Source organism: Pseudomonas mendocina, from assembly GCF_900636545.1.
Lineage (GTDB): Bacteria > Pseudomonadota > Gammaproteobacteria > Pseudomonadales > Pseudomonadaceae > Aquipseudomonas > Aquipseudomonas mendocina.
Genome location: NZ_LR134290.1, coordinates 2825182 through 2847399 on the forward strand (window position 1 = coordinate 2825182; position 22218 = coordinate 2847399).

The following is a 22218-nucleotide window of genomic DNA, read 5'->3' on the forward strand; positions in this document are numbered from 1 at the left end:
TAGACTGGCGCCCCTTTCATCTTTCTGAGACACCATGAGCCGCTATCGTCCCCCTCGTCCCGCCGGTACTCCCCTGATCACGCCTGAAGGCGAAGCGCGCTTGCGCGCCGAGCTGCACGAGCTGTGGCATGTGCGCCGGCCCCAGGTGACACAGTCGGTGAGCGAAGCGGCAGCCCAGGGCGACCGCTCGGAAAACGCCGAGTACACCTACGGCAAGAAGATGCTGCGCGAAATCGACAGCCGCGTGCGCTTTCTCACCAAGCGCCTGGAAAAGCTCAAGGTGGTCAGCGAAAAACCATCCGATCCGAACAAGGTGTATTTCGGTGCCTGGGTCACTATCGAGGATGAGGATGGCGAGCAGTCGCGCTACCGCATCGTTGGTCCCGACGAGCTGGATTTGAAGCAGGGCCTGATCAGCATCGACTCGCCACTGGCACGCGCCCTGGTCGGCAAGGAACTGGACGCAGAGGTTCGCGTGCACAGCCCCAGTGGCGAGAAGACCTGCTACATCGTCGAGATCGGTTATCCCTGATTGAGCGATGCCTCGACCAAGGCCAGCCACTCGGCGAAGGACTCTGCCAGCCAATGGTTGCCCGGCTTTAGACCGGCAGGATCATAACGGCGCGCCCGCCCGCCGTACCAGTTCCACCAGCCTTGCCCCGGCACCTGAGCCAGAGGCACATCGAACTCCTTGATATAGAAGCAGGTGCCCGGAGGAAAGTCCGTCTCTTGCATCGACTGCTCAACAGCGAGTGATCAGGCCCTGGCGCGCCACGCGCACCAGGTCGATAACCGTTTGCTCAAGCTCATCGGCGCCAGGTGCCTGGATCACGGCCAGATCGAAACTATCCCGCGCGAAACGGCTCAGCGACTCGCCGTTCTGCACGAACTGGATGCGAAAGGCCCGCGAGCCGGCCCAGCGCTTGGGCCACCCTTCGAGATAACGCAGCAAGGTGGGTTGATGGCTACCGCCCAGCAGCACGCGCGGATTGCGCAGCAGCAGGCCCGAGGTAATGGGCGCCAGGCGAATAAGGGGTTGGGGACAGATCATGGTCGCGTCTCCGCCTCGAGAATCCCGCTGGGCAGCGGTGAGAGGCGACACCGAACCAGCGCTTTAGCGGAATTTCAGGCGCTGATGACAACACCCTGTGGCGCCCCGCAAGTAGCTGTTTAAATCGGCGCAGCGCGCATCCTAGAGAAGCCTAGGGCACACTGTCAAGGCACGCCAAAGCGCCACCCCAACCTTCGATTGGCTGGCGCATGAACTGCGCCCCCCCTGACCCTGCGTTCGCCTTTATAGGCCATGAAGAGGCGTTTCGTGCAGACCAGTCTGCGGCCCCGCGCAGGACGTGACGTGTCGACACGTAACAGAGCATAGTTGGCGATATCGGCGCCAGATCGCACCAATATTGGCAAAAGTGCCGTGATAGAGGGCTCGCTCGCGGATGAGCAGCAATGGCATGTTTCCTGCCATCGTCCTTGCGCGGTACGTGCCACTGGATGGGCGCGATTTTCTCGCAGGAAGCGTTCTAAAAACCCATCGAGAGCGCCCATGAAGAACAATAAAACCCTGCTCGCCCTCTGCCTTGGTGCCGGCTTGCTCGCCAGCGGCCAGACCCAGGCTGCCTGGTTCGGCTCCTCAGGCTATACCCAGACCAAATATCCCATCGTCCTTGGCCACGGCATGCTCGGCTTCGACAGCATCCTCGGGGTCGACTACTGGTATGGCATCCCTGCAGCCCTGCGCCGCGATGGCGCCAGTGTCTATGTCACCGAAGTCAGCCAGCTGGATACCTCCGAGGCTCGCGGCGAGCAGTTGCTGCAGCAGGTCGAGGACATCGTCGCCATCAGCGGCAAGGGCAAGGTCAACCTGATCGGTCATAGCCATGGCGGCCCCACCACGCGCTACGTCGCCGCCGTGCGCCCGGACCTGGTCGCCTCGGTCACCAGCGTCGGTGCACCGCACAAGGGCTCGGCGGCTGCCGACTTCCTCAAGGGCGTCAGCGAGGGCCCGGCCGGCCCGGTCGCCACACCATTGCTGGTGGGGATCGTCAATGGCCTGGGCACGCTGATCAACTTCCTCTCCGGCAGTTCCAGCACCACGCCGCAGAACGCGCTGGGTTCGCTGGAGTCGCTCAACAGCGAAGGTGCAGCGCGATTCAACGCCAAATTCCCGCAGGGCCTGCCCACCAGTGCCTGCGGCGAAGGCGCGTACAGCGTCAATGGCGTGCGTTACTACTCCTGGAGCGGCACCAGCCCATTGACCAACCTGCTCGACCCGAGCGACCTGCTGATGGGTGCCTCCTCGCTGACCTTCGGCAACGAGGCCAACGACGGTCTGGTCGGTCGCTGCAGCTCGCGCATGGGCCAGGTGATTCGTGACAACTACCGGATGAACCACCTCGACGAGGTCAACCAGACGCTGGGCCTGACCAGCCTGTTCGAGACCGACCCGGTGACGGTCTACCGCCAACACGCCAACCGCCTGAAGAACGCCGGGCTCTAACCGCCACGCCACGTAGGGTGCGCCGCGCACCGGATACCGGGAACGTCACGGCGCACCCTACGAGCTACTAGTGTTGAGTAATAGTTCGGCTCGCGAGCCGATGTCTCACTGGAACCTGCCGTGAAGAAAGTTTTGTTCGCCCTGCCGTTACTGATCGCCGCCAGCCTGGCATTGATGCTTTACCTGCAACCCGGGCACCAGCCCGCTCAACTTCCCTCTCCCGCCGCGGTTACGGCGACGCCATCCGCAGCGCAGCGAACCGCAGAGACCGCACCGCCGACCAGCGAAGGCAGGCCGAAGAAGACTGCCAAGCTCGCCCTGCCCAGCTCTTTCGTCGGCACCGAAGTCGACGGCAGCTTTCGAGTCGATGCCACCGGCAACCTGATCATCAGCGAAGATATCCGGCGCATCTTCGATTACTTTCTCGCCAGCATCGGTGAAGAAAGCCTGGATGCCAGTGTTTCACGCCTGCGCAACTACATCGACAGCCAGCTCCAGGAGCCGGCGCGAGCCCGCGCACAGGCGCTGCTGGAACAATACCTGAGCTACAAGCGTGAGCTGGTACTGCTGGAGCGCGACCTGCCGCAAATGGCCAGTCTGGATGCCATGCGCCAGCGTGAAAGTGCCGTACAGGCTTTGCGCGCGCGCCTGTTCGACAGCGAAACGCACCAGGCCTTCTTCGCCCGAGAGGAAGGCTACAACCGCTTCACCCTGGAGCGCCTGGCTATCCAGCACGACGGCAGAATGAGTGCAGAGGAAAAAGGCCTTGCAGTCGACCGTCTGCGAGCCTCCTTGCCTGAGGACTTGCAGGACGCCGTACTGCCGCAACTGCAACAGGAATTGCGACAGAACACAGCGCGTCTGCAGGCCGAGGGCGCCAGCGCGGTGCAAATACGCCAGATGCGCCAGCAACTGGTCGGTGCAGAAGCCACCACACGCCTGGAGGCGCTGGATAGCCAGCGCGAGAACTGGCAGAAGCGACTGGGTGACTATATCGCCGCGAAAGCGCGAATCGAGGCCAGCGAAGGCCTCAGTAGTGGGGACAAGCGTGCAGCAATCGAGGCGCTGGCTGCCGAACGTTTCGATGAGCGTGAACGCCTGCGCCTGGATGCCGCCGAACAGTTGGCGGCAAGCAAGAAGCCGTAGCGTCAGGCGCTGTCGCGCATCACCAGTTCGAAACCGACATCAATGCAATGCTGCTCCGGTGTTTCACCACGCATCAGCGCCAGCAGCATGTTCGCCGCCAGCTCGCCGATACGACCACGCGTGGTGCGCACCGTACTTAGAGCAGGATGCATCCAGGCCGCCGCAGGCAGGTCGTTGAAGCCGGCAATGGCCAGTCGCCCCGGCACCTCCAGCCCCAGTTGCCGCGCGCGAAACAACGCCCCCATGGCCAAGTCGTCGTTGTTGAAGAACACCGCATCGATCTGCGGCTGCTGAGCCAACAGACGATCGAGCAACTCGGCCCCCAGGCCTATGGACGACAGCTGCGGCGTCAGCAGTTCCAGCGCCGGATCATGGCGATTGAGGTAGTGCATCACCTGGCGATAACCCTCGGCGCGTTGCAAGGTACGCGGGTCGAGCTGCGCCGCGGCGAAGGCGATGTGGCGGTAGCCGCGCTGCACCAGGGCGCGGGTCATGGCAGCACCGGCCTCGATCTGTGAGAAGCCGACGCAATAGTCTTCAGGCTCTTCGCTCAGTTCCATCAGCGTCACCAGCGGGCAGCTGCTGGCACCGAGTATTTCGCGCGCAGCATCGCTGCGTTCGAAACCGGTCACCAGCAGGCCGGCGGGTTGATGCGCCAGGTAGGAGCGCAGCAGGCGCTCGTCCTCCTCGACCCGGTAGTGGCTGACGCCGATCATCATCTCGAAACCGGCTGGCATCAGCACGCGCTGGATCGCCTCGACGGTATCGACGAACACCGAGTTCGACAGCGACGGGATCACCACCGCCACCAGGTTCGAGCGCGAACTGGCCAGCGCCCGCGCAGCCGGATTGGGCACGTAGCCCAGCGCCTGCGCAGCCCGCATCACCTGTTCACGCAGCGCATCGGACACCCGCCCCGGCTGCGACAACGCGCGCGAAGCAGACATCAGCGAGCAACCCGCAGCCTTGGCCACATCGGATAGGGTGACGCGTTCAGCGGACCGGCGACGGCGTTGAGTCATAGCGCCTCCATTGTTTACCAGCGGGCGATTCTACCAGCCCCGCCAGCGAATAAAGCGCGGGACACGCCGCCCGGGGTAACGCCACCATGCAAGGAGCGTTACCACCTGCGTGCCCCGCGAAACTGCGAACCTGCCCAGGTTCGGCTGTACGCTACTCAGCCTGAGCCTGGGCAAGCTCTTACAAAGCGGCCTTCTCGGCTTCAGCCTGGACCTGATCGAACAGTTGCTGGCCGACCGTATCGACGACCTTCTGGATCGCCGGCGCGGCCTGCTCGCGCATGCGCTGCACTTCGGCCGGCTCCACTTCGTTGATCTGCATGCCCTTGTCCTTCAGTTCAGCCAGGGCGCGAGCTGCTTCCTCGCGGGTATCCTTGCGCTCGAAATCGCGCGCCTTCTTGGCCGCCTCCAGCAGGATGTTCTGCTCGGTTTGCGACAGGCCATCCCACCAGCGCTTGGACACGGTGACGATCCACGGGCTGTACACGTGATTGGTCACGGTCAGGTACTTCTGCACTTCGTAGAACTTCGAGGAGAGGATGGTGTTGAACGGATTTTCCTGACCGTCGACGGCCTTGGTCTCCAGCGCGGTGAACAGCTCGGAGAACGGCAGCGGCACCGCGTTGGCCCCCATCAACTTGAAGGTCTCGAGAAACACCGGGTTGGGCATCACGCGCAACTTGACCCCGGAGAAGTCCTCCAGCTTGTTGATCGGTCGGCTGTTGTTGGTCAGGTTACGGAAGCCGTTCTCCCAGTACACCAACCCGACCAGGCCCTTCTCCTCCAGTTTGTCCATGACCTGGCGCCCCACCGGGCCGTCCAGCACGGCATCGGCCTGCTCGGCGCTGCTGAACAGGAACGGTGTGTCCCATACCGCCATTTCCTTGGTGATGCCCACCAGCGTCGCGGTGGAGCCGACCATCATTTCCTGCGCGCCACCGATCAGCGCGCTCTGCATCTGGTCATCGGAGCCCAGGCTGGCGGCGCCGAAGGTGCGCACCTTGAGCTTGCCGTCGGAGGCCTTGGCCACTTCCTCGGCGAACAGTTTGGCCGCGCGACCCTGGTTGCTGTTTTCGTTGAGGCCGTAACCGAAGCGGATCATACGCGAACGCACCTCATCGGCATGGGCAGTGAAGCTTGCGAGCGGGCTGCACAGCATGGCAGCGGTGAGGATGGCGAGCAGCGGACGTTTCATTGGGTCTACCTCTTATTGTTGTGAATGTTGCCGGCGCGCAGGCGCCGGTGGGTCAACTCAGCGCAACCAGGCCAGCGGCACGGTGACGATGGCCGGGAACGCCACCAGCAGCACGACGATGGCCATATAGATCAGGAAGAACGGCATGACACCGCGCACCAGCACCTCCATGCGCAACTTGCCGATGCCGCCGACGACGTTGAGTACCGTGCCGACTGGCGGGGTGATCAGGCCGATGGAGCCGATCAGTACGAACATCACGCCGAAGTACACCGGATCGACGCCGGCCTTGATCGTGATGGGCGCCAGTACCGGTGCCAGAATCAGGATGGTCGGGGTCAGGTCGAGCACCATGCCTACCGCGATCATCAGCAACATGATCGCCAGTACCAGCAATCTTGGGTGCTCGGCCAGCGGCCCGAGCATGGCGCCGATCTCGTCCGGCAACTGCGCCAGGGTGATCATGTAGGCCGATACGGTAGCGGCCGCACAGAGAAACATCACCGACGCCGTGGTGCGACTGGCGCGGGTCAGGGTTTCCATCAGGTCGTTCCAGCTCAGCTCGCGATAGAGCAAGGTGGAAACGGCCAGGGCATAGACCGCTGCGACCACAGCCGCCTCGGTGGGGGTAAAAATGCCGAAACGCAGGCCGCCGACGATGATCACCGGCAGCATCAGCGCCGCCGCACCATCGATCAGCACCCGACGCCGCTCGGCTGCGCTGGCCTTGGCCGGCGTCGGCTCGGTGAAGCCGCGAGCGATCAGGGTCCAGGCGATGATCAGGCCTACGCCCATGATCAGTCCCGGCACCAGACCGGCCATGAACAGCTGGCTGATGGAGGTGTTGGTAACCACGCCGTAGATCACGAAGGGCATCGACGGCGGGATGATCGGCGCGATGATGCCGCCAGCGGCCACCAGCCCCGCCGAGGAATGCACCGGATAGCCACGCTGACGCATCATCGGCAACAATAAGGTGGCGAGCGCCGCGGTATCGGCCAGGGCCGAGCCGGACATGCTGGCCAGCAGCACGGCGGCAGCGATGGCAACATAGCCCAGGCCGCCACGCAGGTGGCCGAAGTACGCCTGGGCCATGGCGATGATGCGCCGGGAGATGCCGCCGGCGTTCATCAGCTCACCAGCCAGGATGAAGAAAGGCACCGCCAGTAGCGGGAAACTGTCGGCACCGGCGAGCAGGTTCTGCGCCAACAGCTGCACGTCCCAGAAATCCAGGTACCACATGAGCACGGCCGCCGTGAGGATCAGGGCAAACGCAATGGGCATGCCGAATGCCATGAACCCCAGCAGGGAGGAAAGAAATACCGCGACAGTCATCGACAGGTCCTCGGTGGGCAGTGCCCGTCTTGTTGGAATGGAGTCGGCATCATTCGACGTGCGCCTGGGCCAAGGCCCGCTGCGGCGTGTGCCGCCAGAGATTGACCAGTTGCACCACTGCGAGAATTGCCAGCACCAGCATGCTCGCCAATACAGGCAGCATCGCCAGCACCACGGGGTAACCGACCACCGTGCTGACATTGCCCCAGCCGAACTGCACCTGATTCCAGGCGCCCCAGGCCGAGAGCAGGCTGGCTCCGGCAACCAGCATCCAGCTCAGCGAATCCACCAGCCGTTGCGCCAGCAGCGGGAAGCGGTCCCGAATCATGCGGAAGGTCATCAGCTCGCCACGGCGCATGCTGGAGGCCACGCCGACGAACACCAGCCAGACGAAGGCCAGGCGCGATAACTCCTCGGCGCCCGGCCAGCCGGTGCCGAACGCATAGCGCAGCACCACGTTGGTGAACACGGCGACCACCATGAACGCCATCAAAACAGCCATCAGGCCGTCGGTCAGCCGATCGAACAGACGCGCAATGCGCCCGTCATAAATCGGTTCGGCGCCCAACTGGGCCGCTTGGTTAGCGCTATCAATTTCGCTACCGAGAGTATTCTGAGCGTCGCTGGAAAGCACCTCCGCGGCATCGCGGCGAACCCAGGCCTGGATATCAATCACCAGGCTTTGCACTGGCTGCTGTGCATCGACGACACGTACATAAGGCTCGCCCGTCGGGCTTTCGAGAGTGGCGAACTGGCTGTCGACCAGGGAAATCGGCATGAAATGCTCGGGCCGAGCCCCGACACGCTGCACCGCAGTGGCGTGATCGATATTCAGGTGAACGAACTGCAGGCCGGGAATGGCCTGACGCAGGCGCTCACGGTAGGCACGTTTGAGCGCCGAGCAGGCCAGCACGAAGCACTCGCCGGCGGCCTGTGCACTGAGCATCTGCTCGCATAGCGCATCCAGCCAGTGACGACGGTCTTCGTCACTGAGTGCAATGCCGGCACGCATACGTTCGACGTTTTCGGCAGGATGGAAATGATCGGCTTCGATATGGCGCCAGCCCAGTGCAGCGGCGACCGCCTGGCTGATCTCGCTTTTGCCGGAACCACTGACTCCCATGACCACGAGCGTGGTACGGGCAGGCAATGCGGAAGGCTGCTGTTGCATGGGAACTCCATGGGCACCATCGAGTGGGCCGCTCATTGTTTGAGCAGAATGTTAGCGCTATCCAAATCGTTCGACAAGCCTCCTTTTCACCATTCGCTTTGGCGCATTTTCAGCACCTTGCCTGCCCTACCCTTGCCGGGACTGCAGTGGCGCGCAGGCGCCTGAGTCGCGATCAGACCTGTCGGTTCCCATCCCGCCTGATTGCCGCTAGAGTGACGGTTGTCCGGATTCGCCCGATTGCCTGGTGCACGGGGAACGGCAGAACAACAAAAGGCTGCGAGCCAACGCACCATTGCAAGGAGTGCTCATGAGCATTCACATGCCGGGGGCCTGCCCCAGCGACCTCACTGCCTTCGTGGCGGATCATTTTCCGGAGCGCAGCGTCCATCCGGACGAACAGATCGCCCGATCCTGGTACCGCAGCGTGATGCAACACCGCCTCGACCCGCACGGGATCGGCGAAAAGCATGTGCTGACGGCGGAGGAACTGCGCGAACATCAGCGTCTGCATCAGGATTACCTGAGCATCGCCAGCCAAGGCGTCACCGGGCTGGCCAAGCGCGTGGTACCAGCGGGCTTCGCCGTGCTGCTCAGCGACGAGCATGGTGTCACTCTCGATACCCGCCTGCCTCTGCAATACGACGTATACACCCAGGCCGGCCTGATCGTCGGCGCCTGCTGGGATGAGTCCACGGTCGGCACCAACGGCATCGGCACTTCGCTGGCCTCGCGCCAGGCGATGACCATTCACCACCAGGAACACTTCCTGGTTTCCAATTTCCGCCTCAGCTGCTCGGTGGCACCGATTTATGACGCGCAGAACATCCTGCGTGGCTGCCTCAATGCCACCTGTCTGAACAGCGCAGGGCCGAAGGAAGCGCAGTATCTCACCCTGCAACTGGTGATCATGTATGCGCGGATGATCGAGAATGCCAGCTTCCGCCAGCGCTACCGTGACCGCATGACCCTATCGGTGAAGTCCCATGACGACATCAGCGATCTGGCCAACGAGCAGCTGCTGGCGCTGGACGAACAGGGCCGCGTCATCGGTGCCAACCATGCGGCCTTCGTCAGCTACCAGCAGGAGTGTCAGACCGAGCTGCTCGGCAGCCGCATCGACCAACTGCTGCCGGCCAGCGTCGACGAGCTGCTCAGCCTGAGCAATGGCGGCGCACGCGGCGTCAACCTGCGCACCCTGCAGGGCGATGCGCCGGTGGGCGTCAGCCTGCGTGTGCCCGCCGCGCAACCGCAGAAGCGCGCTCGCCCGGCAGTTGCCAACAACAGCGAACACCCGGACCTGCAGCGCCTCGGGGGCAGCGACCCGCGCCTGCTCGAAGGCGTGCGCCGTCTGCGCAAGGTGCTCGACAAGGACATTCCGATCCTCATCACTGGTGAAACCGGTACCGGCAAGGAAGCCTTCGCCCGCGCCATCCACCGCGCCAGCGCGCGCACTCGCGGCCCCTTCGTGGCGTTGAATTGTGCGGCGATTCCGGAAAGCCTGATCGAGAGCGAACTGTTCGGCTATCGCGGCGGCAGCTTCACCGGCGCCAACAAGAAGGGCATGAAGGGCAAGCTGGAACTGGCCAATGGGGGCACGCTGTTTCTCGACGAGATCGGTGACATGCCGGCGCATCTGCAGACCCGCCTGCTGCGTGTTCTGGCCGAGCGCGAGATATTCCCGTTGGGCGCCGAAACGCCGGTGCCGCTGGATGTGCAGGTGATCTCCGCCACACACCAGGATCTGACGCAGATGATCGCCAGCAAGGCGTTTCGCGAGGACCTGTTCTATCGCCTGAATGGCATGCCGCTGGCGCTGCCGGCACTACGCGAGCGCACCGACCGTATGGAGTTGATCGATCAACTGCTGGCCAACCATGGTCGGTTTCGCCTTAGCGAGGCCGCACGTCAATGTCTGCTCGCCCACCCCTGGCCCGGCAATATCCGTCAGCTCTCCAGTTGCCTGCGCTATGCGGCGGCGCTGGCCGAGGACGGTTGTATCGATGCGAACTGCCTGCCGGTCGAACTGCAGCAGGTCAGCCGCAACGTCGCGCCCGCGCCGCTGCCCGCCAACCAACTGGCCAACCGTGTGGAAAACGACGAAGCCCGCCATCTGCACGCAGCGCTGCGCGAGCATCGCTGGAACATCAGCGCGGTGGCCGATGCTTTCGGCGTGGCGCGCTCGACCCTGTACCGCAAAATGAAGAAATACGGGATCGTGCAGCCGAACGAGCTGTTCTGAGCAAACGTACGGCACAAGTGCACGAGCTTGCATGGAGTACCGTAGGAGCGGCTTCAGCCGCGATTGTCGCCGCTAAAGCGCCTCCCACGGATGTCCAGCCGCGGGGCTGGGATTAACCTGGCGCCTTGCCGTCACCGGTGCACCAAGGTCAAGCAAACAGCTTCGCGGACAAGTCCGCTCCCACGGGGACACCGAGCTACCAGGGCTTCACTTGTGGGAGCGGACTTGTCCGCGAAAGGTCACTCCTTACTCCTGCGCGTAGATCACATGGGTATGGGTGTACTCATACAGCCCATGCTTGCCATCCGCACCACCGATGCCGGATTTGCGCGTGCCGGCGTGGAAGCCCTGCATCGCCTCGAAGTTCTCGCGGTTGATGTAGGTTTCGCCAAAGTCCAGCTCGCGGCTGGCCTTGAGCGCGGCGCTGAGGTTGCGGGTGTAGATCGACGAGGTCAGGCCGTACTCGCTGTCGTTGGCACGCAAGATGGCTTCGTCGAGGTCATCGACGATCTGGATCGGCAGTACCGGGCCGAAGATTTCCTTACGCATGATCTCCATGTCAGCGGTGCAACCGGCCAGCACGGTGGGCTGGTAGTGGAAGCCCTGGCCCAGGTCGGCGACATTGCCACCAGTGATCACCTGAGCGCCCTGCCCGACCGCCGTGCGCACCATCTGTGCAACCTTGTCCAAGCCGGCCTGGTTGATCAGCGGCCCCATGTCCAGATCGGTCTGAGCGGACGGGTCGCCATACCGGGTCGCTGCCATCGCCGAGGCGATCTTGTCGATGAACTGGTCAGCCACCTTGCGCTCGACATAGACGCGCTCCGCGCAGTTGCACACCTGTCCGGTGTTGATCACCCGCGAAGCCTTGATGGCGTTGACCGCCAGATCCAGATCGGCATCGGCCAGGACGATGGCTGGCGCCTTGCCGCCCAGCTCCAGGTTGAGCTTGGTGATGTGCGGCGCGGCGGCGGCCATGATCCGCGAGCCGGTACCGACGCTACCGGTGAAGCTGATCAGATCGACGCCGGCATGGCTGGTCAGCGCGCTGCCAGCACCCGCACCGGTGCCGCCAACAACGTTGAAAACGCCAGTCGGCAGATTGACTTCAGCCACCAGCTTGGCGAACTCGAAACAGTTGATCGGGGTTTCTTCGCTGGGCTTGATGACGATGGTGTTGCCGGTCAGCAGCGCCGGCGCCATCTTGCGTGCGATGAGGAAGAACGGGAAGTTCCACGGCAGGATGCCGGCCACCACGCCCAGCGGCTTGCGCAGCAGGAAGATGTGTTCGCCGGCGCGGTCGCTGGTCAGCACTTCACCTTCCAGGCGACGCGCCCACTCGGCCATGTAGTCGAGGTAATCAGCGGTGAAGTTGACTTCCACCTCAGCCAGCGCCGGTACCTTGCCGCCTTCGCGGGTGATGATCTGGGCCAGGCGCGGCGCGTTGGCCCGCACCTTCTCGGCGATACGGCGCAGGTAGCCGGCGCGCTCGATGGCCGGTTTGGCTGCCCAGGCTTTCTGCGCCTTGCGCGCGGCGGCGATGGCGCGATCAACCTGCTCGTTGCTGGCCTCGGGGATGCGTGCCAGCAGTTCGGCGGTAGCCGGGTTGCGCACTTCGATCAGCGTGTCACTGCCGACGAAGGCGTTGTCGATGTAGTTCTGGTAAGTGGTTTCGCTCATGGTCGCTCTCGCTATGCGGAGTGGACGGACGGGCGCACGCCTGGCGTGCGCCCACAGGGATCAGTTGGCGCTGAACTTCTTCCAGGCGTCGCCTTCTTCCTGAAGGTCGTGGGCACGCTTGATCAGGTACTGGTGAATCTGATCGACCTGCTTGGCATCGAAGGCCTCGGCGAACGACGGCATGCCGTCCGGCACGCGACCGCCATAGAGGATGCCGAGGAACATCTGGTGCTTCTCCGGCGCCATCTTGCGCAGGTCAGGCAGCACGCCACCGCTGACGGCATGGATGCCATGGCACTGCGAGCAGTAGCTGTCGTACAGCTTGCCGCCCGCCTCAACGGTGGCCGCATCACCGGTCAGCGCTGGCGGCTTCGGCGCATCGGCAGGCGGTGTCGGCTCCTGCAGCTTGGCGGTACCGCCGAGTTTGTAGGTCAGTACCTGGGCGTAAGGCTGCACGCCGGCACGCAGCGACAGGGCGCCGGCGAAGGTGGAGAACGCCCCGCCCCAACCGGCCATGAAGGTCACGTATTGCTCGCCGTCCACCGAATAGGTGATCGGCGCGGCCATCACGCCGCTGGCGGCCGGTTGCTCCCAGAGTTTCTTGCCATCCTCGGCGGCGTACGCGATCACCCTGCCGTCGGCGCTGCCTTCGAACACCAGGTTGCCGGCGGTGCTCAGCGTGCCGCCGTTGAAGATGGTGATGTAAGGCACTTCCCAGGCGGCCTTCTGCTTCACCGGGTCCCAGGCGATCAGCTTACCGGACCAGGTCTTGGCCATTTCCAGCAAGCCGTCCGGGCCTTCCGGCATCATGCCGGTGCGCAGACCTAGCTGGTACATGCTCTTGAACGGGTTGCGCGTCGGCGCTTCGGGGATGTGCTCGTAATAGGCGGACATGATGTGCGCCGGGATGTAGACCAGGCCGGTCTTGGGGTTATAGGACATCGGGTGCCAGTCATGCGCGCCCCAGAACGCCGGGGTGACCAGCTTGCGCTTGCCATCCTTCCAGTAGGCGGCGGCCTCGTCGTCGACGATGGGCCGGCCGGTCTTCATGTCGATGCCCTTGGCCCAGTTCACCGGCACGATGTTCTCGGCCGACAGCAGCTCGCCGGTGGCGCGGTCGATGACGTAGAAGAAGCCGTTCTTCGGTGCCTGCATCAGCACCTTGCGCTCCTTGCCGCCGATTTCCAGCTCGGCAAGGATCATGTGCTGGGTGGCGGTGAAGTCCCAGGCATCGCCCGGCGTGGTCTGGTAGTGCCAGGCGTACTCGCCGGTGTCGGCATCGATGGCGACGATGGACGACAGAAACAGGTTGTCGCCCTTGGCCTCGCTGCGCCATTTCGGGTCCCACAGCGAGCCGTTGCCGACGCCGATGTAGAGCAGGTTCAGCTCCGGGTCGAAGGCGAAGGAGTCCCACGCGGTACCACCGCCACCCTGCTCGGCGAAGGCATCGCCATGCCAGGTCTTGGCGGCGATCTCCATGGCCTTGTCTTCCGGCGGCAGCTTGGGGTCGCCCGGCACGGTGTAGTAGCGCCAGGCCTGCTTGCCACTCTCGGCATCGTAGGCGGTGACATAGCCGCGTACGCCGAACTCGGCGCCGCCGTTGCCGATGACGACCTTGCCATTGACCACGCGCGGCGCGCCGGTGATGGTGTAGCTGCGGTTGTGATCGGCGCGGGTATCGACCGACCACACGCGCTGCCCGGTCTTGGCGTCAATGGCTTCGAGGCGGCCGTCGAGCACGCCGACGTAGACCTTGCCCTTCCACACAGCCACGCCTCGGTTGACCGCGTCGCAGCAGGCCTCGCCGGCACGATTGCGGTCGGATTTCGGGTCGTACTTCCACAGCAGCTTGCCGTTGCGCGCATCCAGCGCATACACCACCGAGAACGGCCCGGTGGTGTACATCACGCCGTCGACGACGATGGGCGTGGCTTCCACGCCGCGGTCGATGTCCAGCTTGTAGCTCCAGGCCAGACCGAGTTTGTCGACGTTCTGCTGGTTGATCTGTTCCAGCGGGCTGTAGCGCTGTTCGTCGTAGGTGCGGCCGTGGGTCATCCAGTTTCCAGGTTCCTGGTCGGCAGCGATGATGCGTTTGCCGTCGACATCGGCGGCCTGCACCGCACCTACCAGCAACAAGGCTGCGAGCAGAGCAGTACGGGGAAGACGCAAGGCGGGTTGCCTGTCGAGAGTCGAGCGGGCGATAGGCATGTTCAGGCCAATCGATCTCATGGTTTTTCTCCAGTTCTTGTTGTGACCGCAAACGTGATATCGCGGCTTGCAACTGCTGGAGCAACGCCTGTGCCAGCCATAACAAGAACAGCCAGAGCTCCGAACTTACGGGCCTTGCCGTTATTCTCCGGTTAGTTCAACGCATGGATGCAATGCAACACCTGTAGCGTTTTCCGAAACAAATGTTGCACTGGCGCTACAACTACACCGCACACTTTGCGCAACAGTCTGCAAATAAATTCATCCGTTTGCGCAATAGCCGCTCAGCGCTCGCCTGCTAACCTGCGAGCCGCAAGACAGAGGGCTCGAAACCCTCAGGAGGGTACGGGTTAAGGCCGGCGACCCAAGAACCGCAGCAAAGTGGAAGGAGCAGGAAACCTTATAACCATGGCCGTCTGGCAATACTTACCGCACAACTTTCGGTACTGCGCTTATTACCCCGCAAATCTCAAGCAAACCTGGCACGACCTATGGATATGAGTGAGCCTGGCGAGTGTTCGCGCGCCAGCAAGCGGCCATTCTTGAGGCCGCAACCAACAAGAAGAAGCTGAAAAGGATTGATTCCATGCGTTTCAAGTTGACCTGCATCGCCCTGCTGCCAGGCCTGACACTGGCCGAACAGGCGCCTTATCAGATCGACGAACTGGTGATCACCGGCAGCCGATACGAAGCCAGCGGCTGGCGACTGCCCTTCTCCGTCAACCGTATCGATGCCGAACAGGCAACGCTGGGCAAACCGGGCGTCAACCTGTCCGAAGCACTTGGTAGCGTGCCGGGGCTGGTGGTGCAGAACCGGCAGAACTATGCGCAGGATCTGCAGATCTCCTCTCGCGGCTTCGGCGCCCGTTCAGCCTTCGGCATTCGCGGCATCAAGCTGCTGGCCGATGGCGTACCGTTGTCCAACCCCGATGGCCAGGGCCAGGCGGCGACCTTCGATCTCGACACCCTGGATCGCATCGAAGTGCTGCGCGGGCCATTCGCCAGCGTTTACGGCAGCAACTCCGGTGGGGTCATCCAGTTGTTCTCACGTGATGGTGAAGGCGCGCCCAAGGTATCTGTCGACACATCCAAGGCCGCCTACGGCACCAATCGTACCCGCGTCGCTGCCGAAGGTGGTAACGACAAGGCCGGATTCATAATCAACCGTTCGCACTTCGAGACCGACGGTTATCGCGACCACAGCGGCGCCATCCTCGACAAGACCTTCGCCAAGCTGACCCTGTACCCGGACGATGTCAGCAAGCTCAGCCTGAGCTTCAGCGAGCTGGATCAGAACAACACACAAGACCCACAGGGTTTGACCTGGCAACAGGTACAGAGCGACCGCCGTGCTGCTGCCCCTAGCGCCCTGGAATTCAACACCCGTAAGACCGTCGACCATCGTCAGCTCGCGCTCAACTACGAACGTAGCTTCGCCGCCGGCACCTGGCAGAGCACGCTGTATAGCGGCACACGGCGGGTGATTCAGTACCAGTCGATTCCTGTCGGGGTGCAGAGCAATCCATCACACTCGGGTGGTGTGATCGACTTCGAGCGTCAGTTCCACGGCATCGGCAACCGCTGGATTCAATCGTTCGATCTGGGCAGCAGCCTGCTGACGGTTACGACAGGGTTGGATTACGACTATTCGCGCGATGATCGCCAAGGCTACGAGAATTTCGTTGGCACCACCTTGGGCGTGAAAGGCAACCTGCGCCGCGACGAGCGCAACGAGGTCACCAGCCTGTCGCCCTATGTCCAGGCAGCCTGGCAACTGGGCAAGCTCGATCTGCAGGCCGGTCTGCGCCACAGCCAAGTGGAATTCGACGTGGACGACCGCTTCCTGAGCAACGGCGACGACAGCGGCTCGGTCACGTACCGCGAGCTGATGCCGACCCTGGGCGCTAGCTACGCCCTGCTGCCGGATCTGAATATCTACGCCAGCTGGGGCAAGGGCGTGGAGACGCCGACGCTGAACGAGCTGTCCTACTCTGGCAACGGTGGCGGTTTCGGCTTCGACCTGAAACCGGCCAGCAGCGAACAGATCGAAGTCGGCCTCAAGGCGCGCCTGGCTGATGCGACCAGTCTGCAACTGGCGCTTTTCCAGATCGATACCGACGACGAGCTGGTGGTCGAATCTGCGAGCGGTGGCCGCTCACGCTTTCGAAACGCTGCCCAGACCCGCCGTCGCGGCGTCGAACTGGCGCTGGAAAGCCGCCTGAGCGACACCCTGCGAGCCAGTCTCGCCTACACCCAGATCGATGCGGTCTACAGCAAGGACTTCACCAGCAACAATCGACTGATCGAATCGGGCAACAAGCTGCCGGGCATTCCCGCGCGTACGCTGTATGGCGAGCTGGCCTGGCAACCGCTGGGCTGGTTCAGCACCGTCGTCGAAGGCCTGTATCGGAGCCAACTTTACGTCGAGGACAGCAATACAGCCAAGGCGGCGCCCAGCTATGCGCTGTTCAACTGGCAGGCGCGCTTCGAGCAGAAGGTCGGCGCGCTGACCTTCAACCAGGTGCTGCGTATCGACAACCTGATGGATCGTGAATACATCGGTTCGGTGATCGTGGGCGATGGCAACGGTCGCTATTACGAACCCGGCCCTGAACGCACCTGGTACGTCGGCGCGGGCGTGCAGTACCAGTTCGATTGAGCAGCGAAGGTGTACTGACTTGTGGGAGCGGACTTGTCCACGAAGCCTTGCCAGGAAAAGCTCGCGGACAAGTCCGCTCCCACAAAAATGCGCCGCTCTACAGACTGCGCGCGATCACCATACGCTGCACATCGCTGGTGCCTTCGTAGATCTGGCACACACGCACGTCACGGTAGATGCGTTCGACCGGGAAGTCCTTGAGGTAACCGTAGCCACCCAACGTCTGGATCGCTGCGGAGCAAACCTTCTCGGCCATTTCCGAGGCGAACAGCTTGGCCATCGACGCCTCGGTCAGGCATGGCTGGCCGGCCTCGCGCAGGCTGGCGGCGTGATGCACCATCTGCCGCGCCACAGCGATCTGCGTGGCCATGTCGGCCAGACGGAAAGCCACCGCTTGGTGCTCGATGATCGGTTTGCCGAAGGTCACCCGCTCATGGGCGTAATCACGCGCCGCCTCGAACGCCGCGCGGGCCATGCCCACCGCTTGCGCGGCGATACCAATGCGCCCGCCTTCTAGGTTAGCCAGGGCAATGCGATAGCCTTCGCCCTCCTCACCCAGGCGCAGGCTGTCCGGGATGCGCACCGCGTCGAACTGGATCTGGCAGGTGTCGGAGGCGTGCTGGCCGAGCTTGTCCTCGACCCGCACCACTGAGAACCCCGGCGTATCCGTCGGCACGATAAAGGCGCTGATGCCCTTCTTGCCAGCTTGCGGGTCGGTGACGGCGAAGACGATGACCATACCGGCGTGGCTGCCGGAAGTGATGAACTGCTTGGCACCATCGAGCACGTAATGCTCGCTTTCTCGCCGCGCACGGGTGCGTAGGTCGCTGGCGTCGGAGCCGGCCTGCGGCTCGGTCAGGGCGAAGGCACCGAGCATCTCGCCACCGGCCAATGGATGGAGAAAGCGTTGTTTCTGCTCTTCGCTGCCGTACTTGAGGATCGGCATGCAGCCCACCGAGTTGTGCACGCTCATGATGGTAGAACAGGCACCATCGCCCGCGGCGATTTCCTCCAGGGCCATGGCATAGGCCAGGTTACTGGTCTCGGCACCGCCCCACTGCTGCGGTACCAGCATGCCCATAAAACCAAGCGAGCCCATCTCGGCGATGGCCTCGGCCGGGAAACGATGCTCGCGATCCCAATCAGCGGCGAAGGGTTTCAACCGCTCCTGAGCGAACTGGCGAGCCATGTCGCGGATGAGGATGTCTTCTTCAGTAGGCAGCATGGCTGGCTCCGGTAACGGTTTAATCACCGTGGGAGGCGCTTCAGCGGCGACCATCGCGGCTCAAGCCCCTCCCACAGGTGCGTAGATAGTCAGTACAACTCGATGGCCACGGCAGTAGCCTCGCCGCCGCCAATGCACACGGAGGCCACCCCACGCTTGAGCCCGCGCTGCTGAAGTGCCGCCAGCAGGGTCACCAGAATGCGCGCACCGGACGCGCCGATGGGATGCCCCAGGGCGCAGGCACCACCGTGTACGTTGAGCTTCTCGTGAGCGATGCCCAGTTCGCGCATGGCCACCATCGGTACCACGGCGAACGCCTCGTTGATTTCGAACAGATCGACCGTTTCCAGGGCCCACTCGATGCGCGCCAGCAAACGCTGGATCGCCGCCACCGGCGCGGTGATGAACAGGTTCGGCGCCTGCGCGTGGCCGGCATGCCCAACGATGCGCGCCAGCGGTGTCAGCCCGCGCTGTTGAGCCTGAGACAGGCGCATCAGCAGCAGCGCGGCGGCGCCATCGGAAATGGAACTGGCATTGGCCGCCGTGACCGTGCCGCCCTCGCGAAACGCTGGCTTCAGGCCAGGAATCTTGTCCGGTCGCGCCTTGGGCGGCTGCTCGTCGGTATCGACCAGGCGCCGTTCACGCCCCTGCGGCGCCTCTACCGCGACGATCTCACTGGCGAAATGGCCTTGCTCGATAGCCTGCTGGGCGCGGCGCAGCGACTCCAGCGCGTAGGCGTCCTGCTCCTCGCGGCTGAAGCGATACTGCTCGGCGCAATCCTCGGCGAAAGTTCCCATCAGCCGGCCACGCTCGTAGGCGTCCTCCAGGCCGTCGAGAAACATATGGTCGAACACCTGACCATGGCCCATGCGATAACCACCGCGGGCACGCGCCAGCAGGTACGGCGCGTTGGACATGCTCTCCATGCCGCCAGCCACCAGCACATCGGCGCTGCCGGCGAGTAACTGGTCATGGCCGAGCATCAGCGCCTGCATACCCGAGCCGCACATCTTGTTCAGCGTGGAGCACTGCACCGCCTGGCTCAAGCCTGCGCCCAGCGCAGCCTGGCGCGCCGGCGCCTGCCCCTGGCCAGCCTGCAGCACACAGCCCATCAGCACCGTATCCACCGCCTCGGCGGCGAGGCCAGCACGCTCCAGCGTCGAGCGGATCGCTGCGGCGCCCAGCTCAGCCGCCGTAAGGCCGGCTAGGTCGCCAAGAAAGCCGCCCATGGGCGTGCGCGCGGCACTGACGATAACGATGGGGTCGAGTTGCTGGTTCATGAGTTTCACCTTCAATTTCGTAGCCCGGATGCAATCCGGGAAGATTGCTCTGCGTGTACCGGTGTATATGAGCGTAGGAGCGGCTTCAGCCGCGATCATGACGAGGCGATTCGCGGCTGAAGCCGCTCCTACATAAGCTAAATCGCGCTATTTCGCCGCCATACGCAGCGCGCCATCGAGGCGGATCACCTCGCCGTTGAGCATCGCGTTCTCGACGATATGCCGCACCAGCACGGCGTATTCGTCGGGTCGGCCCAAGCGCGGTGGGAACGGCACGTTGGCTGCCAGCGAGTCACGCACCTCCTGCGGCATGCCGGCCATCATCGGGGTCTCGAACACGCCCGGCGCAATGCACATCACACGGATACCCGAGCGCGCCAGATCACGCGCCGCCGGCAGTGTCAGTGCCGCGACACCGCCCTTGGAGGCGGCATAGGCGGCCTGGCCCATCTGCCCGTCGAACGCCGCCACCGAGGCGGTATTGATGATGACCCCGCGCTCACCTTCTGCGTTCGGCGTGTTCTGTGCCATGGCCTCGGCGGCCAGGCGCAGCAGGTTGAAGCTGCCGATCAGGTTGATCTCGACGGTGCGCCGGAAGCTGTCCAAACCATGCGCGCCGTTGCGCCCCAGCACCTTCTCGGCCGGAGCGACACCGGCGCAGTTGACCAGCCCGTGCAGGGCGCCGAATGCCTCCAGCGCCTGCGCCACGGCAGCCTGGCCGTCCTCTTCACGTGTGATATCGGCGCGTACGAAACGCGCATTGTCGCCAAACTCGTCGACGGCCTGCTGGCCAGCTTCGGCGTTGATATCCAGCAGCACCACCTTGCCGCCCTGCCCGACCAACTTACGAGCGGTGGCCAGCCCCAGGCCGGAAGCGCCGCCGCTGATCAGAAATACGGACTGTTCGATCTGCATGATGAGGGTTCCTTGAATCAGTGACTGGCGGCCGCCTGGGCCTTGGCGACTTCCTGATTGCGCAGGAGGAAGCGCTGGATCTTGCCACTCGGGGTCTTGGGCAGCTCGCTGACGAACTCGATCTCGCGCGGATAGGCATGGGCCGACAGGCGCTTGCGCACGTACTGCTGCAGCGCCTCGGCCAAGGCATCGTCCGCTGCATGCCCGGCGTGCAGCACGATGAAGGCCTTGACCCGCTCAGTTCGCTCCGGGTCAGGCTTGCCGATCACCGCCGCCTCGATCACCGCCGGGTGCTCGATCAGCGCGCTCTCCACATCGAAGGGGCCAACGCGGTAACCGGAGGTGGTGATCACATCATCGGCGCGGCCGACGAAGCTGATGCTGCCGTCCTCGTTGAGCTCCACCGTATCGCCACTCAGGTAGTAGTCGCCGACGAAGGATTTGGTCGCCATTGCGCGATAGCCGGGAAACCAGAACAGCGGCGAACGCACCCGATCCAACGCCAGGATACCGGGTTGCCCAGCAGGCAACTCGCGATGCTGCTCGTCCAGCACCACCACACGGTGACCGGGCATGGCGAAACCGGCCGCGCCGAGGCGCACTGGATGTGCCAGATCGTGGTGGTTGCACAGCACCATGCCCAGTTCGGTCTGCCCGTAATGATCATGAATGGTGCAACCCAGGGCCTCGGCAAACCAGCGGATCACTTCTGGGGTCAGCGGCTCGCCAGCGCTACTCACGGCGCGCAGGCGCCCCTTGAGAGCAGCCTCCACCTCGTCACGCGCGGCCAGCAGCAGACGGAAGGCCGTGGGTGAGCCTGCCAGATTGGTGATGCCATACTCGCGGATCACCCGGCAGGTGCTCTCCACACTGAAAGCACCCTCGTAGAAGGTAGTGGCATGCCCCAACGCCAGCGGGCCGGTCACGGCGTAATACAAGCCATAGGCCCAACCGGGGTCGGCCAGGTTCCAGAAGCGATCTTCCCGGCGCAGTCCCACGGCCTCACGCATGTAACCGACGAAGGCAACGATGGCCTTGAGCGGCACTTGCAGCGGCTTGGCCAGCCCGGTGGTGCCCGAGGTGAACATCAGCAGGAAGGGGTCGTCAGCCTGGCGCATCACCGGCTCGAAGCGATCCGGCTGGCGTTCCAGCTCGACCCAAAAATCATCCCCAACAACCAGTGTCGGCGGCGCCTTCTCCACCTCGTCGAGCTTGACCCGGTTGAGCACGTCGGTGACCACCAGCTTCGAGCCGGCCGTATGCACCCGATGCTCGATGGCCTTGGGGCCGAAGGCGGTGAACAGTGGCTGGTAGATGGCCCCGGCGCGCCAGGTGCCAAGAATGGTGATCAGCAGCTCCGGGGTGCGCGGCAGGATGCCCGACACACAATCGCCAGCGCCGATACCTCGGCTGGCCAGCAGGTTGGCGAAGCGCGCCGAAGCGGCCTGCAACTGCTCGAACGTCCAGGTGGCGCGCTCGCCATTGCGTCCCTCCCAGACCAGCGCCGTGCGGTCAGCACCGACATGGCGGTCGCAGCATTCGACACAAGCGTTGAGGGCATCGAGACGGCCGGCCAGCGTATCGGCAACGGTCGTCTCGAAATCGAACTCACGGGCAGCGGTGAAGTAATCGCGCATCGG

Annotated in this window: 17 protein-coding genes; 5 read left to right on the forward strand and 12 right to left on the reverse strand. The window is 63.7% G+C overall.

The window, feature by feature from the left end:
- The first annotated feature begins 34 nt into the window (after positions 1 to 34).
- Positions 35 to 532: a transcription elongation factor GreB gene (greB, locus tag EL191_RS13065; protein ID WP_013715773.1), complete on the forward strand. Its 498-nt coding sequence runs from the start codon at positions 35 to 37 to the stop codon at positions 530 to 532.
- On the opposite strand, the gene EL191_RS13070 is transcribed toward greB, so the two are convergent.
- Positions 523 to 735, reverse strand: coding sequence for a hypothetical protein (locus tag EL191_RS13070; RefSeq protein WP_041769465.1), 213 nt, complete (start codon positions 733 to 735; stop codon positions 523 to 525). The genes greB and EL191_RS13070 overlap by 10 nt on opposite strands.
- A 7-nt stretch (positions 736 to 742) precedes the next feature.
- Positions 743 to 1051: a hypothetical protein gene (locus EL191_RS13075; protein WP_013715774.1), complete on the reverse strand. Its 309-nt coding sequence runs from the start codon at positions 1049 to 1051 to the stop codon at positions 743 to 745.
- Positions 1052 to 1552: 501 nt separating this feature from the next.
- Between EL191_RS13075 and EL191_RS13080 the strand changes: the two genes are divergently transcribed.
- Together EL191_RS13080 and EL191_RS13085 are read left to right on the forward strand one after the other, a co-directional pair.
- Positions 1553 to 2506, forward strand: a complete 954-nt coding sequence (locus EL191_RS13080) for a triacylglycerol lipase (protein ID WP_041978925.1) — start codon at positions 1553 to 1555, stop codon at positions 2504 to 2506.
- A gap of 120 nt (positions 2507 to 2626) precedes the next feature.
- A complete protein-coding gene (locus EL191_RS13085; protein ID WP_041978923.1) occupies positions 2627 to 3652 on the forward strand; it encodes a lipase secretion chaperone in 1026 nt (341 codons plus the stop codon).
- A gap of 2 nt (positions 3653 to 3654) precedes the next feature.
- On the opposite strand, the gene gntR is transcribed toward EL191_RS13085, so the two are convergent.
- The 4 genes from gntR to EL191_RS13105 form a co-directional block, all read right to left on the reverse strand.
- Entirely contained in the window at positions 3655 to 4674 is a 1020-nt protein-coding gene (gntR, locus tag EL191_RS13090; RefSeq protein ID WP_013715777.1) for an HTH-type transcriptional regulator GntR, read from the reverse strand.
- Positions 4675 to 4852: 178 nt separating this feature from the next.
- Complete coding sequence (locus EL191_RS13095; protein ID WP_041978921.1) at positions 4853 to 5866, reverse strand: TRAP transporter substrate-binding protein; 1014 nt, start codon at positions 5864 to 5866, stop codon at positions 4853 to 4855.
- A 57-nt stretch (positions 5867 to 5923) separates the two neighbouring features.
- Positions 5924 to 7201, reverse strand: a complete 1278-nt coding sequence (locus EL191_RS13100) for a TRAP transporter large permease (RefSeq protein WP_041978919.1) — start codon at positions 7199 to 7201, stop codon at positions 5924 to 5926.
- Between the two features lie 49 nt (positions 7202 to 7250).
- Entirely contained in the window at positions 7251 to 8372 is a 1122-nt protein-coding gene (locus tag EL191_RS13105) for a gluconokinase, GntK/IdnK-type (RefSeq protein WP_041978917.1), read from the reverse strand.
- Between the two features lie 307 nt (positions 8373 to 8679).
- On the opposite strand from EL191_RS13105, the gene EL191_RS13110 reads away from it, so the two are divergent.
- Complete coding sequence (locus EL191_RS13110; RefSeq protein WP_041978914.1) at positions 8680 to 10611, forward strand: sigma-54-dependent Fis family transcriptional regulator; 1932 nt, start codon at positions 8680 to 8682, stop codon at positions 10609 to 10611.
- Between the two features lie 246 nt (positions 10612 to 10857).
- Here the strand turns inward: EL191_RS13110 and aldA are convergent, their stop codons facing one another.
- The gene (aldA, locus tag EL191_RS13115) at positions 10858 to 12291 is read right to left on the reverse strand and encodes an aldehyde dehydrogenase (protein WP_013715782.1); all 1434 of its coding nucleotides are present in this window, start codon (positions 12289 to 12291) and stop codon (positions 10858 to 10860) included.
- A gap of 60 nt (positions 12292 to 12351) precedes the next feature.
- Positions 12352 to 14520 (reverse strand): PQQ-dependent dehydrogenase, methanol/ethanol family, encoded by a 2169-nt coding sequence (locus EL191_RS13120; RefSeq protein WP_041978912.1) that lies wholly within the window; start codon positions 14518 to 14520, stop codon positions 12352 to 12354.
- A 565-nt stretch (positions 14521 to 15085) separates the two neighbouring features.
- Here EL191_RS13120 and EL191_RS13125 point away from each other — a divergent pair.
- On the forward strand, positions 15086 to 17158 hold the full coding sequence (locus EL191_RS13125; protein ID WP_041979545.1) for a TonB-dependent receptor family protein: 2073 nt from the start codon (positions 15086 to 15088) through the stop codon (positions 17156 to 17158).
- Positions 17159 to 17255: 97 nt separating this feature from the next.
- Here the strand turns inward: EL191_RS13125 and EL191_RS13130 are convergent, their stop codons facing one another.
- The 4 genes from EL191_RS13130 to EL191_RS13145 form a co-directional block, all read right to left on the reverse strand.
- Positions 17256 to 18383, reverse strand: a complete 1128-nt coding sequence (locus tag EL191_RS13130) for an acyl-CoA dehydrogenase family protein (protein ID WP_041978909.1) — start codon at positions 18381 to 18383, stop codon at positions 17256 to 17258.
- A gap of 89 nt (positions 18384 to 18472) precedes the next feature.
- Entirely contained in the window at positions 18473 to 19663 is a 1191-nt protein-coding gene (locus EL191_RS13135; RefSeq protein WP_041978908.1) for an acetyl-CoA C-acyltransferase, read from the reverse strand.
- A 147-nt stretch (positions 19664 to 19810) separates the two neighbouring features.
- A complete protein-coding gene (locus EL191_RS13140; RefSeq protein ID WP_041978905.1) occupies positions 19811 to 20578 on the reverse strand; it encodes a 3-hydroxyacyl-CoA dehydrogenase in 768 nt (255 codons plus the stop codon).
- 17 nt (positions 20579 to 20595) lie between these two features.
- Positions 20596 to 22215, reverse strand: coding sequence for an AMP-binding protein (locus tag EL191_RS13145; protein ID WP_041978903.1), 1620 nt, complete (start codon positions 22213 to 22215; stop codon positions 20596 to 20598).
- Positions 22216 to 22218 lie beyond the last annotated feature (3 nt).

Coding starts and splice junctions, on each gene's coding strand:
- greB (WP_013715773.1), top strand. CDS start 35: ATGAGCCGCTATCGTCCCCCTCGTCCCGCCGGTACTCCCCTGATCACG.
- EL191_RS13070 (WP_041769465.1), bottom strand. CDS start 735: ATGCAAGAGACGGACTTTCCTCCGGGCACCTGCTTCTATATCAAGGAG.
- EL191_RS13075 (WP_013715774.1), bottom strand. CDS start 1,051: ATGATCTGTCCCCAACCCCTTATTCGCCTGGCGCCCATTACCTCGGGC.
- EL191_RS13080 (WP_041978925.1), top strand. CDS start 1,553: ATGAAGAACAATAAAACCCTGCTCGCCCTCTGCCTTGGTGCCGGCTTG.
- gntR (WP_013715777.1), bottom strand. CDS start 4,674: ATGACTCAACGCCGTCGCCGGTCCGCTGAACGCGTCACCCTATCCGAT.
- EL191_RS13095 (WP_041978921.1), bottom strand. CDS start 5,866: ATGAAACGTCCGCTGCTCGCCATCCTCACCGCTGCCATGCTGTGCAGC.
- EL191_RS13100 (WP_041978919.1), bottom strand. CDS start 7,201: ATGACTGTCGCGGTATTTCTTTCCTCCCTGCTGGGGTTCATGGCATTC.
- EL191_RS13105 (WP_041978917.1), bottom strand. CDS start 8,372: ATGCAACAGCAGCCTTCCGCATTGCCTGCCCGTACCACGCTCGTGGTC.
- EL191_RS13110 (WP_041978914.1), top strand. CDS start 8,680: ATGAGCATTCACATGCCGGGGGCCTGCCCCAGCGACCTCACTGCCTTC.
- aldA (WP_013715782.1), bottom strand. CDS start 12,291: ATGAGCGAAACCACTTACCAGAACTACATCGACAACGCCTTCGTCGGC.
- EL191_RS13120 (WP_041978912.1), bottom strand. CDS start 14,520: ATGAGATCGATTGGCCTGAACATGCCTATCGCCCGCTCGACTCTCGAC.
- EL191_RS13125 (WP_041979545.1), top strand. CDS start 15,086: ATGCGTTTCAAGTTGACCTGCATCGCCCTGCTGCCAGGCCTGACACTG.
- EL191_RS13130 (WP_041978909.1), bottom strand. CDS start 18,383: ATGCTGCCTACTGAAGAAGACATCCTCATCCGCGACATGGCTCGCCAG.
- EL191_RS13135 (WP_041978908.1), bottom strand. CDS start 19,663: ATGAACCAGCAACTCGACCCCATCGTTATCGTCAGTGCCGCGCGCACG.
- EL191_RS13140 (WP_041978905.1), bottom strand. CDS start 20,578: ATGCAGATCGAACAGTCCGTATTTCTGATCAGCGGCGGCGCTTCCGGC.
- EL191_RS13145 (WP_041978903.1), bottom strand. CDS start 22,215: ATGCGCGATTACTTCACCGCTGCCCGTGAGTTCGATTTCGAGACGACC.